The organism is Pseudomonas sp. TWI923 (assembly GCF_039673365.1).
Taxonomy (GTDB): Bacteria; Pseudomonadota; Gammaproteobacteria; order Pseudomonadales; family Pseudomonadaceae; genus Aquipseudomonas; species Aquipseudomonas sichuanensis.
Map to the genome: position 1 here is coordinate 66925 of NZ_JBDJLM010000003.1, position 14007 is coordinate 80931.

The window sequence follows — 14007 nt, forward strand, 5'->3', positions numbered from 1 at the left end:
GGGTTGCAATGGTTGTCCGTTTGCGACGTCAGTTGCGGCGATAGGCGCGGGCGGCGCCCTGGTCCTTCTCGCGCTGCCAGTCGCGGTCGCGTTCGTCCCAATAGCGGTCATGGTATTGGCGCTGCTCTTCGCTGTTCTGCATGGCCTGGCATTGGCGAAAACCGTCGTCCCAGCCGCTTTCGTACTGGCGGTTGTGCAGGTAGCGCGCAACGTCCTTGCGAAAATCGCCGGCCATCGGCCCGGCGGCCTGGCGACCGCTGCTGCAGCCGTCCTCGAAACCGTCGGCGTAGGCGGGGGGATACCCTTGGTTGACCATCTGTTCGTGAGTGGTCTCGCAGCCTGCCAACAGCAACAGGACACACAGGCCCAACCAGTACCGCGACATATCCACCAGACCCTTGAAGTGATGGTGGGGAGTCTAGGGGATAGTTTGTCGGGCCAATGTCAAAACAGCGTCAAAGAGTCAGTTGGCTTTCATCGAGGAGTGTATTGCCGGCTTCGCGGGTAAACCCGCTCCCACATGGACCGCGCTAACCTCGAGGCAAGCATCGTACCTGTGGGAGCTGGCTTGCCAGCGATGAGGCCCGCACCGCTCAATACTGATACCACTTCAACTCCAGCATCACTTCGTTCTGCGCCGTGGCCAGATGGCTGAGCTGGCGCGAAGCACTCAACCGCACGCCCAGGTCCCGGCTGATCTCCCACTGCTGGTTCAGGCTCACGCTGCGCCGCACCTCGCCGTTGGTGAAGTAGTCGCCCTTGGCCTCCAGCGTCAGGTTGCCCAGCCCATTGCGCCACAACAGGCCGCCATTGAAACCGGCCGCCGGTGAGACGAACTCGGCGAAGTCGTTGTGATGCTCCACACGCAGCGTGCCCAGGGCAAAGCCCAGCAGCCCGTCACTCAGTTGCCAGGTACCGCCGGCGCCACCGTTGACGTGGCTGACCAGCACTTCGTCATCATGCTTGCCCGGCACCCGCTCCAGCCCGCCGGCTACCTGCCACGACCAGGGCTTGAGCAGCTCATTGCGCGGGGTCAGCGAACGAATGGTGGCCAGGTCCAGGCGCTGCACCTGCCAGTCGTTGCCTTCGTACTGGCGCAGCTTGAGCTGGAGGATCTCAATCTGCGCGCCGAGGGGGAAGCTGTACATGTTGTCGTTGAGGTCGTGGTAGGCCATGCGCAGACCGTACTCGGCGAAGGCACGGTCTTCACGGGTGCCGACACCCAGCTGCCAGGTCCGCGACTGGTGGCCATCTTCAGGCAGGCCGGGCCGCTCAATTTGCAGCGCTGGCGGCGGGTTGCGGTTGATCGCCCTGAGCAGCTCGAAGCTGCGCGCGGCCTGGGCTGGGTCGCGTTCCTGGCCGTTGGCTCGGTATCGCTCCAGGCGGTAGGCGGCGTCCTGCACCAGGGCCTGGCGGTCGCGGGGCAGGGCGGTGAATTCGGGGCTTTGCAGTTGCCCAGTGTCGGCGCTGAGGGCCAATACCTGCTGTTTCTCCGCAGGCTCCAGCGGCTCGGCCCGGGCCAGCAGCTCACGCTCGCGGGACGGGCGGTAGCGCACATCGGTGACCAGCCCGGACTGCTTGACCGCCTTGACGGTGTCGGTGGGGATGGCGGTCAGCGGGAACTGGGAGGTGAGGTCCAGGCTCGGGCGCGCCACCTGCAGCAGTTCGAGCAGGCGGTAGGAGCAGTTTTCGTCGAAGAAGAAATAGTCGAACTTGATCTGCTTGAGCTCCCACACATGCTCGACCATCCGTCCGGTCTCTTCCGGCGTAAGGTCCAGCTGGTACTCCCACAGGTCGCGGTTTTCCAGGCTGCGGTACTCGGACAGTTTTTCCTGGTAGGGCATGATCGCGAACAGCCCGGGGTAGCCGCCCATCAGGCCTTTCCAGGCGTAGAGGATGCTGTTGTCGCTGCCTTCGATATAGGCACCGAAGTTGATCGCGTAGCTGAGCAACGTGGTGTCGTCGCGGCGGGTGTTGGACTGGTCGATGCGCAGCAAGGTGTGGCCGAACATCGACGACGGGCTGTTGAGGTAGGCCGCCGGGAAGATCAGCGTCGCGCTGTGCGGGTCGACCGATGTGTACCAGGTGGCGAACTCCTGGCAAGCCGGCTTCGGCAGGTCGGTCAGGCCCAGCTGTTCGCGCAACCAGCGGGTGCGTGCCGGGAATACGCACTGCGGGTGCTTGTCGCCGAGGCTGGCCGGGGCATACAGCGCTGCGACCGTGGCCTTGAGCTCCTGGTCTGGATGGTGCGCGCCGTCTTCTGCAAGAAAGAACCGGCTGTCGTCCACATAGCTGCGCCAGCCGCCGAGCTTGGCCGTTTCATAGTGGCCCAGGGCGATCCAGTAGGGTGTGGCGGCCAGCTGTTGCAGGCGGGCCGGGTCTGGCTGTGGTGCGGCGTGCAAGGGTGCGCTGACGAACAGCGCCAGGGTAGCGAAGCGTTTGAGCATGTCGGGCAACTACGTCTGAATGATGCCGAAGGTGGATCGCCAAGCCCGCCCCGCTGCCGGGGCGGGAGGCGTGGGGCTCATGCCTCGGTGGCGTATTTGGCCAGTTGCGGGTCGCTCTTGAGCACTGCCAGGGTGTTGCTGTGGACGGTTTCGGCAGTGACGTCGGCGCTGCTGAAAATCTGCTGGAAATGCTCGTGGGTGACGGCGGCGAAATGCGCGCGGTCTTCAGGCGCCACGCCGAGGACCACGGCGTAGGTGGTCAGGGCTTCGCCCTGGCCCTTGGCCATGTCTTCGGACAGTTCGTTCATCATGCCGTTCATGGCGAACCACGACTTGCCGCCATAGGTGAGGGAGGCCTTGGTCGAGCAACCGTTGGTGCCCGAGGTCATGCCGAAGGTTGCGTTGCCGGACGTGCCGTTTGTAGTGGAGGCCAGGAAGTGGGCCGGGGTGCCGCGCTGGCCTTCGAACAGCAGGTTGCCCCAGCCGCAGTTGGGGCCACCCGGCGCTTCGGCCATGGCGTTGATAGAGACAGCGGCGAACAGAGTACCCAGAAGAATCCGTTTCATAGCGTTGTTCTCATTCTCAAGTGACGTACCAATGGTCAGGGTTCTGGCAACGCGGTTGCCAGCACAGGAAGTCGTGCCACCCCCCCGCGCAGCTAGGAGTTTAGGCAGGATCCAAAGGTTGCGTTGTTTATTGCGAAAAATGTCTTGCGTGATCGCCATTGTTGGGCTGCGACATAAAGTCCCGCAGAGCCTTGCAAGCTGCGCGCTGGCGGCGCCAGAATGCTTTCCATCCGCCCCGCCGAAGTAAGGAAACCCAATGCCCGATCCTGTCGCCTCGCGCCTGCGTCTCGCGCCCGAAGCCCTGACCCGGCGTTTCTCCGCTGAACAGTTTGCTTTCTCCAATACCGACGATCTGGAGCCATTTCGTGGTGTGCTGGGCCAGGAGCGTGCCGTCGAGGCCCTGCAATTCGGCGTGGCGATGCCGCGCCCCGGTTACAACGTGTATGTGATGGGCGAGCCCGGCACCGGCCGTTTCTCGTTCGTGAAGCGCTACCTGAAGGCCGAGGGCAAGCGCCAGGCCACGCCGTCCGACTGGCTCTACGTCAACAATTTCGAGGATTCCCGCGAGCCGCGTGCGCTGGAGCTGCCCGCCGGCAGCGCACATGCATTCATCAGTGACATGAATGGCCTGATCGACAACCTGGTGGCGACCTTCCCGGCGGTGTTCGAGCACCCCTCCTACCAGCAGAAGAAAAGCGCCATCGACCGCGCCTTCAACCAGCGCTACGACCGTGCGCTGGACGTGATCGAGCGCGCCTCGCTGGAAAAGGACGTGGCCCTGTACCGCGACAGCAGCAACGTCGCCTTCACCCCCATGGCCGACGGCAAGGCACTGGACGAAGCCGAGTTCGCCCAGCTGCCGGAAGAATTGCGCGAGCGTTTCCATGAAGACATCGCCCTGCTCGAAGAGCGCCTGAACGAAGAGCTGGCCAGCCTGCCGCAGTGGAAGCGCGAGTCGAACAACCAGCTGCGCCAGCTCAACGAAGAAACCATCACCCTGGCACTGCAGCCGCTGCTGGCACCGCTGTCGGAAAAGTATGCGGAGAACGCAGCTGTCTGCGCTTACTTGCAATCCATGCAGTTGAACCTGCTGCGCACGGTGGTCGAGCAACTGGTCGACGACAGCAAGACCGACGCCGTGGCGCGCAAGATGCTCGAAGAGCAGTACGCGCCCAACCTGGTGGTGGGCCATTGCGGCAACGGCGGCGCACCGGTGGTGTTCGAGCCGCACCCGACCTACGACAACCTGTTCGGCCGCATCGAATACAACACCGACCAGGGCGCCCTGTACACCTCCTACCGCCAGCTGCGGGCGGGGGCACTGCACCGCGCCAATGGTGGTTTCCTGATTCTTGAAGCCGACAAGATGCTCGGTGAGCCCTTCGTCTGGGATGCACTCAAGCGCGCCCTGCAGTCGCGCAAGCTGAAGATGGAGTCGCCGCTGGGCGAGCTGGGGCGTGTGGCCACGGTCAGCCTGACGCCGCAGATGATCCCGCTGGGGGTCAAGCTGGTGATCATCGGTTCGCGCCAGCTGTACTACGCGCTGCAGGACCACGATTCGGACTTCCAGGAGATGTTCCGGGTGCTGGTCGACTTCGACGAAGACCTGCCCATGGTCGACGAGAGCCTGGAGCAGTTTGCCCAGCTGTTGCGCACCCGCACCAACGAAGAAGGCATGGCGCCACTGACCAGCGACGCCGTGGCGCGTCTGGCCACCTACAGCGCGCGCCTGGCAGAAAACCAGTCGCGGCTGTCGGCACGTATCGGCGACCTGTTCCAGCTGGTCAGCGAGGCTGACTTCGTCCGCCAGCTGGCCAATGAAAGCATGACCGACGCCGGCCACATCGAACGTGCGCTCAAGGCCAAGGCCACGCGTACCGGGCGGGTGTCGCAGCGTGTGCTCGACGACATGCTCGCCGGGATCATCCTGATCGACACCGAAGGCGCGGCGATCGGCAAGTGCAACGGCCTGACCGTGCTGGAGGTGGGCGATTCGGCGTTCGGCATGCCGGCGCGTATATCGGCCACCGTCTACCCGGGCGGCAGCGGCATCGTCGACATCGAGCGCGAGGTCAACCTGGGCCAGCCGATCCACTCCAAGGGGGTGATGATCCTCACCGGATACCTGGGCAGCCGCTATGCCCAGGAGTTCCCCCTGGCGATCTCGGCGAGCATCGCCCTGGAGCAGTCCTACGGTTATGTCGACGGTGACAGCGCCTCGCTGGGCGAGGCCTGCACACTGATTTCGGCGCTGTCGCGCACGCCGCTCAAGCAGTGCTTCGCCATCACCGGTTCCATCAACCAGTTTGGCGAAGTACAGGCGGTGGGCGGGGTCAACGAGAAGATCGAGGGCTTCTTCCGCCTTTGCGAAGCCCGCGGCCTGACCGGCGAACAGGGGGTGATCATTCCCAAAGCCAACGTTGCCACGCTGATGCTCGACGAGCGTGTGTTGCAGGCGGTCGAGGCCGGGCGCTTCCACGTCTACGCCGTCAGCCAGGCCGACGAGGCCCTGAGCCTGCTGGTGGGCGAGGAGGCGGGCGCGCTGGATGACAAGGGCGAGTTCGCCGAAGGCAGCGTCAATGCCCGGGTGGTCGAGCGCCTGCGGGTGATTTCCGAAATGATCAGCGAGGAAGAGATCAAGGAGGCCGAGAAGGAGCGGCTCGAGGAAGTCATCGCCCAGGCTAATCCGGCTTAAGTCAATAATCCGGCGCTGGCGGCCAAGTGCTACCGTTCAGCGCCGGTTTTCTAACTTTTCCGTAGGTCGGCTACAGTGGAACTTAAGGACGGTTACAGGGTTCAGGATGGAAACAGCCCGTTGCTTGCGGGCTGAACAGGGCTCCACAGAGGGGACGCCGCCATGCGCAACCTCAGCCTTACCCGCCAGTGCCTGGGCCTGGTGACCCGCATCGAATGCAGTATTCGCCCACTGGCCGGTGACAACGGCATGTGGACCTTGCTGTTCGCCGCCGGCATGGCCGGCGAACAACCCTCGGCGATCAAGGCCCAGGGGCCGTTCCATGGCCCTATGGTGGCCGAGTCGGTGATGAATGCCATCGTCGACAGCCTCACCCTTCATGGTTACCAAGTCGCTGAAGATCCGCAGATCTGGTGCCTGCACCTGCAGGCGCAGTTGCGCAAGATCAACGGCGAGCGGTGCCGTAATCTTGGGGATTATCAGTTCCATCCCGAAAACTGACCGCATGCCCTCATCGCCGGCAAGCCGGCTCCCACACCTACCCTGTGGGAGCCGGCTTGCCGGCGATCGGGTTTCGGGGGGCATCTCGGGCTGCGGCAAGCCGCCGCAGGCTTTTGCTGTCACGGGTGGCTGGCTATACTCGCGCACGCTTTTCCAGTCACCTTATGAGTCCCCACTGTCCATGGAACGTATCCTCGAAAACGCGATGTATGCCTCGCGCTGGCTGCTCGCACCGATCTACTTCGGCCTCTCGCTGGGCCTGCTGGCACTGGCCCTGAAGTTCTTCCAGGAAATCATCCATGTCCTGCCCAACGTGTTTTCCCTCGCCGAGGCCGACCTGATCCTGGTGATCCTGTCGCTGATCGACATGTCGCTGGTTGGCGGCCTGCTGGTGATGGTGATGATCTCCGGCTACGAGAACTTCGTCTCGCAACTGGACATCGACGAGAGCAAGGAGAAGCTCAACTGGCTCGGCAAGATGGACTCTTCGTCGTTGAAGATGAAAGTGGCCGCGTCCATCGTCGCCATCTCTTCGATCCACCTGCTGCGGGTGTTCATGGATGCGCAGAACATCTCCACCGAATACCTGATGTGGTACGTGATCATCCACATGACCTTTGTCGTCTCGGCGTTCGTCATGGGCTACCTGGATCGCCTCACCAAGCACTGATCTGCCTGGACATCTGCCATCGCGGGGGGCGCCCCCCCCCCCCGCGGCCGGGGGGGGGGGGGGGCCCCCCCGCGATGTTTTCTGACCGACGGAGGCTTGTGCTTTAAAGCGCCCTGTACAAAAAATGAGCACTCAAGCGGAGTTCCCGCAGCGAGGTGCACCCATGAACCTGCAGCAGCTCAACGCCGAGGCCAGGGCTGGCCATGTCGACGAACTTAACCTGATCGCCATCGAAGGCGGTGATTATCTGCTCGAAGCCCGGGTGAAGGGCCGTGCCCACCCCCTCTCCAGCCCCAGTGGCGAGCGCTTGCGCGTGCATTCGGTGGAGGATGCGCGGGGGTTGCTCAAGGCTATCCCGATGGTCTCGATGAACCTGATGCACTGGTCGGTGCAAGACGAGATGTGTGGCATGGGTACGCACCCGGAAGAAGACCTGAAGGTGCCGATTTCCCAGCGTTCGGCCTGGTAGCTGATTCACCGCACCGCTGTGTGCTAGGCTTCATGCCCTTTTTCTTACAGGGCGGAGTTCGTTCGCCCTACAGCGGAGAGCGAAATGTCCGAACTCATCCTGACCACCGACGAAACCCGCGTCAGCTACGGCATCGGCCGCCAGCTGGGTGGCCAACTGCGTGACAACCCGCCACCAGGCGTCAACCTGGACGCCATCGTTGCCGGCCTGACCGACGCCTTCAATGGCGCCGAAAGCCGTGTCAGCGAAGCCGACCTGTCGGCTGCCTTCAAGGTGATCCGTGAGGTGATGCAAGCCGAAGCTGCTGCCAAGGCCGAAGCCGCTGCTGCAGTGGGCAAGGAATTCCTGGCCGATAACGCCAAGCGTGAAGGTATCGTCACCCTGGCTTCGGGCCTGCAGTACGAAGTACTGACCGCCGGTGAAGGCGCCAAGCCGACTCGCGAAGACAATGTCCGCACCCACTACCACGGCACCCTGGTCGACGGCACCGTGTTCGACAGCTCCTACGAGCGCGGCCAGCCGGCCGAGTTCCCGGTGGGTGGCGTGATCGCTGGCTGGACCGAAGCCCTGCAGCTGATGAACGCCGGCAGCAAATGGCGCCTGTACGTGCCAAGCGAGCTGGCTTACGGCGCCCAAGGCGTCGGTAGCATCCCGCCGCACAGCGTCCTGGTGTTCGACGTCGAGCTGCTCGACGTTCTGTAAGACCTACACAATCGCGGGGCAAGCCCGCTCCCACGTAATCTCCGTGGGAGCGGCGGTGCGCCGATGCGACTTGCCTCGCGATTTTTCAGTTCCAATCCGTTCCCCCAGGGCGCAACGCCCGCGCATAGCAGAACAGAAACAGGTTCCTCACCAGCTCCTTCAGTACCCCCGGTTCACTCGAATTCAACCCGGTCATGTCCAGGTCGCCCTGGTCACGTAGCTCGTCGAGTGCGTCTTCCTCGAGCACGGCGCACACTTCGCCGGTCTCGCGATGCAGGATGCGTAGGTAGGGGTGGGGGCGTTCGAGCCAGGCGTCGATCAGATAAGTCATGGCTATTCTCCTTGGATAGCGGCTCCAATGAGAATAATTCTTATTATCAAAATAGCAAGTGACAATTGGCGAAAATGTTGCGAAGGGTGCAGGCGATCCTGTTGCAGGATCTGTCAGGGCCACCCGGGGGCAGCCCCGAAAGGGAGGTCAGACCTTGCGTACGAACTCGGATTTGAGCTTCATCGCGCCGATGCCATCGATCTTGCAGTCGATGTCATGGTCGCCGTCGCACAGGCGGATGTTCTTGACCTTGGTGCCGACCTTGACCACCAGCGAGGAACCCTTGACCTTGAGGTCCTTGATCACGGTGACGGTGTCGCCGTCCTGCAGGACGTTGCCCACCGAATCCTTCTTCACCACGTCGTAGCTGGCTTCGGCTTCGCCGCTGGCCGACCACTCATGGGCGCACTCGGGGCAGATCAGTTGCGCGCCATCTTCGTAGGTGTATTCGGAGTTGCATTTAGGGCAGGGTGGCAGAGTGCTCACTTCGGTTCCTTGGGTTGCAGGACAGTAAAGGCGCACATTGTATAAGGTTTTGCCGAGGAAATGTGTTTTGCCTGTGCAAAAGCATTCGCGGGTAGACCCGCTCCCACAGGTAACCCATGCCCTCCAAGAGCAGTGGGATCCCTGTGGGAGCGGGTTTACCCGCGAAGAGGGCGACGCGATTGGATTTAGTGCGTACGGGCTACCGCGAACTCGCTCAACTCAATCAGCGCATCCCGGTACTCACTGGCCGGCAGCACTTCCAGGCAGGCAATGGCACGGGCCACATAGTCACGGGCCATTTGGGCGGTGTAGGCCAGGGCGCCCGACGCCTCGACGGCAATGCGGATCTGTTCCAGGTCTTCGATGCCACCTTTCTGGATCGCCTTGCGCACCAGGGCGGCCTGCTCAGGCGTACCTTCACGCATGGTGTAGATCAGCGGCAGGGTCGGCTTGCCCTCGGCCAGGTCGTCGCCGACGTTCTTGCCCAGGGTTTCCGAGTCGCCCTTGTAGTCCAGCAGGTCGTCGACCAGTTGGAAGGCCACGCCCAGGTGGTCGCCGAAGGTGCGCAGGGCTTCACGCTGTTCGTCGGTGGCCTGGGCCAGCGCGGCGGCGCTGTGGGTCGAGGCCTCGAACAGCATCGCGGTCTTGCCGCGGATGACGTCCATGTACACCTCTTCGGTGGTGCTGGCATCGCGCACGCGCGACAGCTGCAGCACTTCGCCTTCGGCGATCACCCGGGTGGCCTTGGAGAGGATCTGCATGACCGGCATCGAGCCCAGTTCGACCATCATTTCGAACGAGCGCGAATAAAGGAAGTCGCCCACCAGCACGCTCGGCGCGTTGCCCCACAGGGCGTTGGCGGTGGAGCGGCCACGGCGCATGCCGGACATGTCGACCACGTCGTCATGCAGCAGGGTGGCGGTGTGCAGGAACTCGATGGTGGCGGCCAGCAGGCGCAGGTCGTCGCCTTCGCGGCCCAGGGCCTTGCCGCACAGCAGCACCAGCAGTGGGCGCAGGCGCTTGCCGCCAGCGGAAGTGATATAGTCGCCGATCTTCGATACCAGCGGCACGCGCGAGGTCAGCTGCTTCTTGATGATCTCGTCGACGGCGCTGAAATCGTCAGCTACCGCGCGGTAGAAGGATTGGGGTTGCATCGGCTGCTCCATTGAGGTTGCGCGGCATGCTAGGTCGCGGGTATCGGTGTGTCAAGGCGCGGTGCCCGTGGGCCCTGGCCAGTACTTGCAAGCATTTCTGGGGTTGCGTACAATCGCGCACCCTAACTTCCTGGGCAGCACCTGCCTTACGCAATTGCACCGGGCCGTTCCAGCCCCATGCAGCCATGCCAGCCAATACTCATCATATAAAGCGCTGGGTGAGCAGGATTATCGGAGAAATACCATGTCTTACGCAGTAATCGTTACCGGCGGCAAGCAGTACAAAGTCGCTGAAGGTGAATTCCTCAAGATCGAAAAACTGGAAGTCGCCACTGGCGAATCCGTGACCTTCGATCGCGTTCTGCTGGTCGCCAACGGTGAAGAAGTCACCATCGGTGCTCCAGTTGTCGCTGGTGCCAAAGTTGTGGCCGAAGTGATTTCGCAAGGCCGTCACGACAAGGTTCGTATCATCAAGTTCCGTCGTCGTAAGCACCACATGAAGCGCATGGGCCACCGCCAGTGGTTCACCGAGATCAAAATCACCGGCATCCAGGCTTAATCCCCTAGATCCCCTGAATTTATTTGGAGAATTGAACCATGGCTCACAAGAAGGCTGGTGGTAGTACCCGTAACGGTCGCGACTCAGAATCGAAACGCCTTGGCGTGAAGATGTATGGCAGCCAGGTCGTCAAGGCCGGCAACATCATCGTCCGTCAGCGCGGCACCCAGTTCCACGCCGGCTACGGCGTTGGCATGGGCAAGGATCACACCCTGTTCGCCAAGATCGAAGGCGTGATCAAGTTCGAGAAGAAAGGCGAGTTCAACCGCCGTTACGTGAGCATCGTCGCCGCTTAATCGCGACGTCGCTCCAGAAGCCCCGTCATGCGACGGGGCTTTTTCGTTTGTGTTGAGCCTCTTGCAAAGCTGTTTGTTTGGGCTGCTGGCGTTGGTTTCTGGTCGTGCGGGGCCGCCGCGCTCATTTTTGCAAGAGCCTCAGGTTTTCTGGTTTTCGACTCGTCATTCGACGAGAGGCGGTTTTGAATGAAGTTTGTTGACGAAGTATCGATCCGGGTAAAAGCCGGTGACGGCGGTAACGGTTGCATGAGCTTCCGCCGCGAGAAATTCATCGAGAACGGCGGCCCCAACGGCGGTGACGGTGGCGACGGCGGCTCGGTGTACATGGTGGCCGACGAGAACCTCAACACCCTCGTCGATTACCGTTACACCCGTCATCACGAAGCTCAGCGCGGCTCCAACGGCGGCAGCACCGACTGCACCGGCAAGAAAGGCGACGACCTGTTCCTGCGCGTGCCGGTCGGCACCACCGTGATCGACGCCTCCACCCAGGAAGTCATCGGCGACCTGATCACCCCGGGCCAGAAACTGATGGTCGCCCAGGGCGGCTGGCACGGCCTGGGCAACACCCGCTTCAAGTCCAGCACCAACCGTGCGCCACGCCAGACCACCCCAGGCAAGCCAGGTGATCAGCGCGACCTGAAGATGGAAATGAAAGTGCTGGCCGACGTCGGCCTGCTGGGCCTGCCGAATGCCGGCAAGAGCACCTTCATCCGCTCGGTATCGGCCGCCAAGCCGAAAGTCGCCGACTACCCGTTCACCACCCTGGTGCCGAACCTGGGCGTGGTCAGCGTCGACCGCTGGAAGAGCTTCGTCATCGCCGATATTCCCGGCCTGATCGAAGGCGCCTCCGACGGTGCCGGCCTGGGTATCCGCTTCCTCAAGCACCTGGCCCGTACCCGCGTGCTGCTGCACCTGGTCGACATGGCGCCGCTGGACGAAAGCAGCCCGGCCGATGCCGCCGAAGTGATCGTCAACGAGCTGACCCGCTTCAGCCCGTCGCTGGCCGAGCGTGAGCGCTGGCTGGTGCTGAACAAGGCCGACATGGTCATGGACGACGAGCGCGACGAGCGGGTCAAGGAAGTGGTCGAGCGCCTGCAGTGGGAAGGCCCGGTGTACGTGATCTCGGCGATCTCCAAGCAAGGCACCGAGAAGCTCAGCCACGACCTGATGCGCTACCTCGAAGACCGCGCCGACCGCCTGGCCAACGACCCGGCCTACGCCGAAGAGCTGGCCGACCTCGACCAGCGCATCGAAGACGAGGCCCGTGCCCAGCTGCAGGCCCTGGACGACGCGCGTACCCTGCGCCGTACCGGTGTCAAGAGCGTGCACGACATCGGCGACGATGACGGCTGGGATGATGATTTCGAGGACGACGAAGACGGCCCGGAAATCATTTACGTGCGCGACTGATCGGTTGCAGTACACTGAACGCCGCTCTCTGGAGCGGCGTTTTTGTATCTCAGGTATCTACAGATTCGACATAGGTTGGAAGAGAAGATGCGAAGCAAGGTGACTGGCGCCAAGCGCTGGGTCGTGAAGATCGGCAGCGCGCTGCTGACTGCCGATGGCAAGGGCCTGGACCGTGGCGCCATGGCGGTGTGGGTCGAGCAGATGGTGGCCCTGCGTGAAGCGGGCGTGGAACTGGTGCTGGTCTCCTCCGGGGCCGTGGCCGCCGGCATGAGCCAGTTGGGCTGGACCTCCCGACCGAGCGCGATGAACGAGCTGCAGGCCGCTGCCGCGCTCGGCCAGATGCGCCTGGTGCAGGCCTGGGAGTCGAGCTTCGGCGAGCACGGCAAGCACACCGCACAGATCCTGCTGACCCATGACGACCTTTCCGACCGCAAGCGTTACCTGAACGCGCGCAGCACCCTGCGCACCCTGGTCGACCTCGGCGTGGTGCCGGTGATCAACGAGAACGACACCGTGGTCACCGACGAGATCCGCTTCGGCGACAACGACACCCTGGCCGCGCTGGTGGCCAACCTGGTCGAGGCCGACCTGCTGGTGATCCTTACCGACCGCGACGGCATGTTCGACGCCGACCCGCGCAACAACCCCGAAGCCCAGCTTATTTACGAAGCCCGTGCCGACGACCCCTCGCTCGACGCCGTGGCCGGCGGTACCGGTGGTGCCCTGGGCCGTGGCGGCATGCAGACCAAGCTGCGCGCCGCGCGCCTGGCTGCCCGTTCCGGTGCGCACACCATCATCATCGGTGGCCGTATCGAGCGCGTGCTGGACCGCCTGAAGGCCGGCGAGCGCCTGGGTACCCTGCTGTCGCCCGAGCGCGGCATGCTTGCCGCGCGCAAGCAGTGGCTGGCCGGCCACTTGCAGACCCGTGGCACCCTGGTGCTGGATGACGGTGCCGTGCAGGCCTTGCGCCAAGCCAACAAGAGCCTGCTGCCGGTCGGCGTGAAGACCGTGCAGGGCAGCTTCCGCCGCGGCGAGATGGTGGTCTGCGTCGGCCCGGATGGCCTGGAAGTGGCCCGTGGCCTGGCCAACTACAGCGCGCTGGAAGCGCAGAAGATCATCGGCCAGCCGTCCGATGCCATCGAAAGCGTGTTGGGCTACAGCGCCGAGCCTGAACTGGTGCACCGCGACAACCTGGTTCTGGTCTGAGGAAGCGAACGTGCTGAAAAGGATGATTGCCATGGCAGCCCTGGCGCTGCCGATGCTGGCCGGGGCCGAGGAGATCGGCCAGGTGTCCACCGTGTTCAAGTTCGTCGGGCCCAACGACCGTATCGTCGTCGAAGCCTTTGACGACCCCAAGGTCGAGGGCGTGACCTGCTACCTGTCGCGGGCCAAGACCGGCGGCCTGAAAGGTGGGTTGGGCCTGGCCGAGGACCGTGCCGAAGCGTCGATCGCCTGCCGTCAGGTCGGGCCGATCCAGTTCAAGGGTGAATTGAAAGACGGTGAGGAGGTGTTCAAGGAGCGCACCTCGCTGGTGTTCAAGACCATGCAGGTGGTGCGTTTCCTCGACAAGAAGCGCAATACGCTGGTGTACCTGGTGTACAGCGACCGCCTGATCGAAGGCAGCCCGCAGAATGCGGTGACAGCGATTCCGATTCTGCCTTGGGCACAGTGATACCTGGTTGATCGCCGGGAGGCCTTTGGCCTCCTTTCGCGGCACA

General features: G+C 63.2%; 16 protein-coding genes. 10 read left to right on the forward strand and 6 right to left on the reverse strand.

Annotation, left to right across the window (positions count from 1 at the left end; all coding sequences use genetic code 11):
* Positions 1 to 28: 28 nt before the first annotated feature.
* The 3 genes from ABE459_RS02300 to ABE459_RS02310 all read right to left on the reverse strand — a co-directional run bounded on the left by ABE459_RS02300 (position 29) and on the right by ABE459_RS02310 (position 3013).
* A complete protein-coding gene (locus tag ABE459_RS02300; RefSeq protein WP_125465581.1) occupies positions 29 to 385 on the reverse strand; it encodes a hypothetical protein in 357 nt (118 codons plus the stop codon).
* Positions 386 to 593: 208 nt separating this feature from the next.
* Positions 594 to 2447 (reverse strand): DUF4105 domain-containing protein, encoded by a 1854-nt coding sequence (locus tag ABE459_RS02305; protein ID WP_323830659.1) that lies wholly within the window; start codon positions 2445 to 2447, stop codon positions 594 to 596.
* A gap of 77 nt (positions 2448 to 2524) precedes the next feature.
* Entirely contained in the window at positions 2525 to 3013 is a 489-nt protein-coding gene (locus ABE459_RS02310; protein WP_110996202.1) for a DUF3015 domain-containing protein, read from the reverse strand.
* A 256-nt stretch (positions 3014 to 3269) separates the two neighbouring features.
* On the opposite strand from ABE459_RS02310, the gene ABE459_RS02315 reads away from it, so the two are divergent.
* The 5 genes from ABE459_RS02315 (at position 3270) to ABE459_RS02335 (ending at position 8050) form a co-directional block, all read left to right on the forward strand.
* On the forward strand, positions 3270 to 5708 hold the full coding sequence (locus tag ABE459_RS02315; protein WP_125465579.1) for an ATP-binding protein: 2439 nt from the start codon (positions 3270 to 3272) through the stop codon (positions 5706 to 5708).
* Positions 5709 to 5870: 162 nt separating this feature from the next.
* Positions 5871 to 6209 carry a hypothetical protein gene (locus tag ABE459_RS02320; protein WP_125465578.1) on the forward strand — a complete coding sequence of 113 codons (339 nt, stop codon included), beginning with the start codon at positions 5871 to 5873 and terminating at the stop codon, positions 6207 to 6209.
* Positions 6210 to 6390: 181 nt separating this feature from the next.
* A complete protein-coding gene (locus tag ABE459_RS02325; RefSeq protein ID WP_110996199.1) occupies positions 6391 to 6879 on the forward strand; it encodes a TIGR00645 family protein in 489 nt (162 codons plus the stop codon).
* A 163-nt stretch (positions 6880 to 7042) separates the two neighbouring features.
* Complete coding sequence (locus ABE459_RS02330) at positions 7043 to 7348, forward strand: DUF6482 family protein (protein ID WP_125465577.1); 306 nt, start codon at positions 7043 to 7045, stop codon at positions 7346 to 7348.
* 84 nt (positions 7349 to 7432) lie between these two features.
* Positions 7433 to 8050 carry an FKBP-type peptidyl-prolyl cis-trans isomerase gene (locus ABE459_RS02335; RefSeq protein ID WP_125465576.1) on the forward strand — a complete coding sequence of 206 codons (618 nt, stop codon included), beginning with the start codon at positions 7433 to 7435 and terminating at the stop codon, positions 8048 to 8050.
* An 85-nt stretch (positions 8051 to 8135) separates the two neighbouring features.
* Here ABE459_RS02335 and ABE459_RS02340 read toward each other — a convergent pair whose 3' ends face one another.
* From ABE459_RS02340 to ABE459_RS02350, 3 genes are all read right to left on the reverse strand, one after another.
* Entirely contained in the window at positions 8136 to 8381 is a 246-nt protein-coding gene (locus tag ABE459_RS02340; RefSeq protein WP_110996196.1) for a hypothetical protein, read from the reverse strand.
* Between the two features lie 147 nt (positions 8382 to 8528).
* A complete protein-coding gene (locus ABE459_RS02345) occupies positions 8529 to 8867 on the reverse strand; it encodes a zinc ribbon domain-containing protein YjdM (RefSeq protein ID WP_323830658.1) in 339 nt (112 codons plus the stop codon).
* 185 nt (positions 8868 to 9052) lie between these two features.
* On the reverse strand, positions 9053 to 10021 hold the full coding sequence (locus tag ABE459_RS02350) for a polyprenyl synthetase family protein (RefSeq protein ID WP_110996194.1): 969 nt from the start codon (positions 10019 to 10021) through the stop codon (positions 9053 to 9055).
* A gap of 244 nt (positions 10022 to 10265) precedes the next feature.
* Between ABE459_RS02350 and rplU the strand changes: the two genes are divergently transcribed.
* From rplU to ABE459_RS02375, 5 genes are all read left to right on the forward strand, one after another.
* Entirely contained in the window at positions 10266 to 10580 is a 315-nt protein-coding gene (rplU, locus tag ABE459_RS02355; protein WP_060512528.1) for a 50S ribosomal protein L21, read from the forward strand.
* A 38-nt stretch (positions 10581 to 10618) separates the two neighbouring features.
* Positions 10619 to 10876 (forward strand): 50S ribosomal protein L27, encoded by a 258-nt coding sequence (rpmA, locus tag ABE459_RS02360; protein ID WP_008092023.1) that lies wholly within the window; start codon positions 10619 to 10621, stop codon positions 10874 to 10876.
* 186 nt (positions 10877 to 11062) lie between these two features.
* Positions 11063 to 12289: an Obg family GTPase CgtA gene (gene cgtA / locus ABE459_RS02365; RefSeq protein ID WP_110996193.1), complete on the forward strand. Its 1227-nt coding sequence runs from the start codon at positions 11063 to 11065 to the stop codon at positions 12287 to 12289.
* A gap of 87 nt (positions 12290 to 12376) precedes the next feature.
* Positions 12377 to 13495, forward strand: a complete 1119-nt coding sequence (gene proB, locus ABE459_RS02370; protein ID WP_125465574.1) for a glutamate 5-kinase — start codon at positions 12377 to 12379, stop codon at positions 13493 to 13495.
* A 22-nt stretch (positions 13496 to 13517) separates the two neighbouring features.
* Positions 13518 to 13961 carry a CreA family protein gene (locus tag ABE459_RS02375; RefSeq protein ID WP_323830663.1) on the forward strand — a complete coding sequence of 148 codons (444 nt, stop codon included), beginning with the start codon at positions 13518 to 13520 and terminating at the stop codon, positions 13959 to 13961.
* Positions 13962 to 14007: the final 46 nt, after the last annotated feature.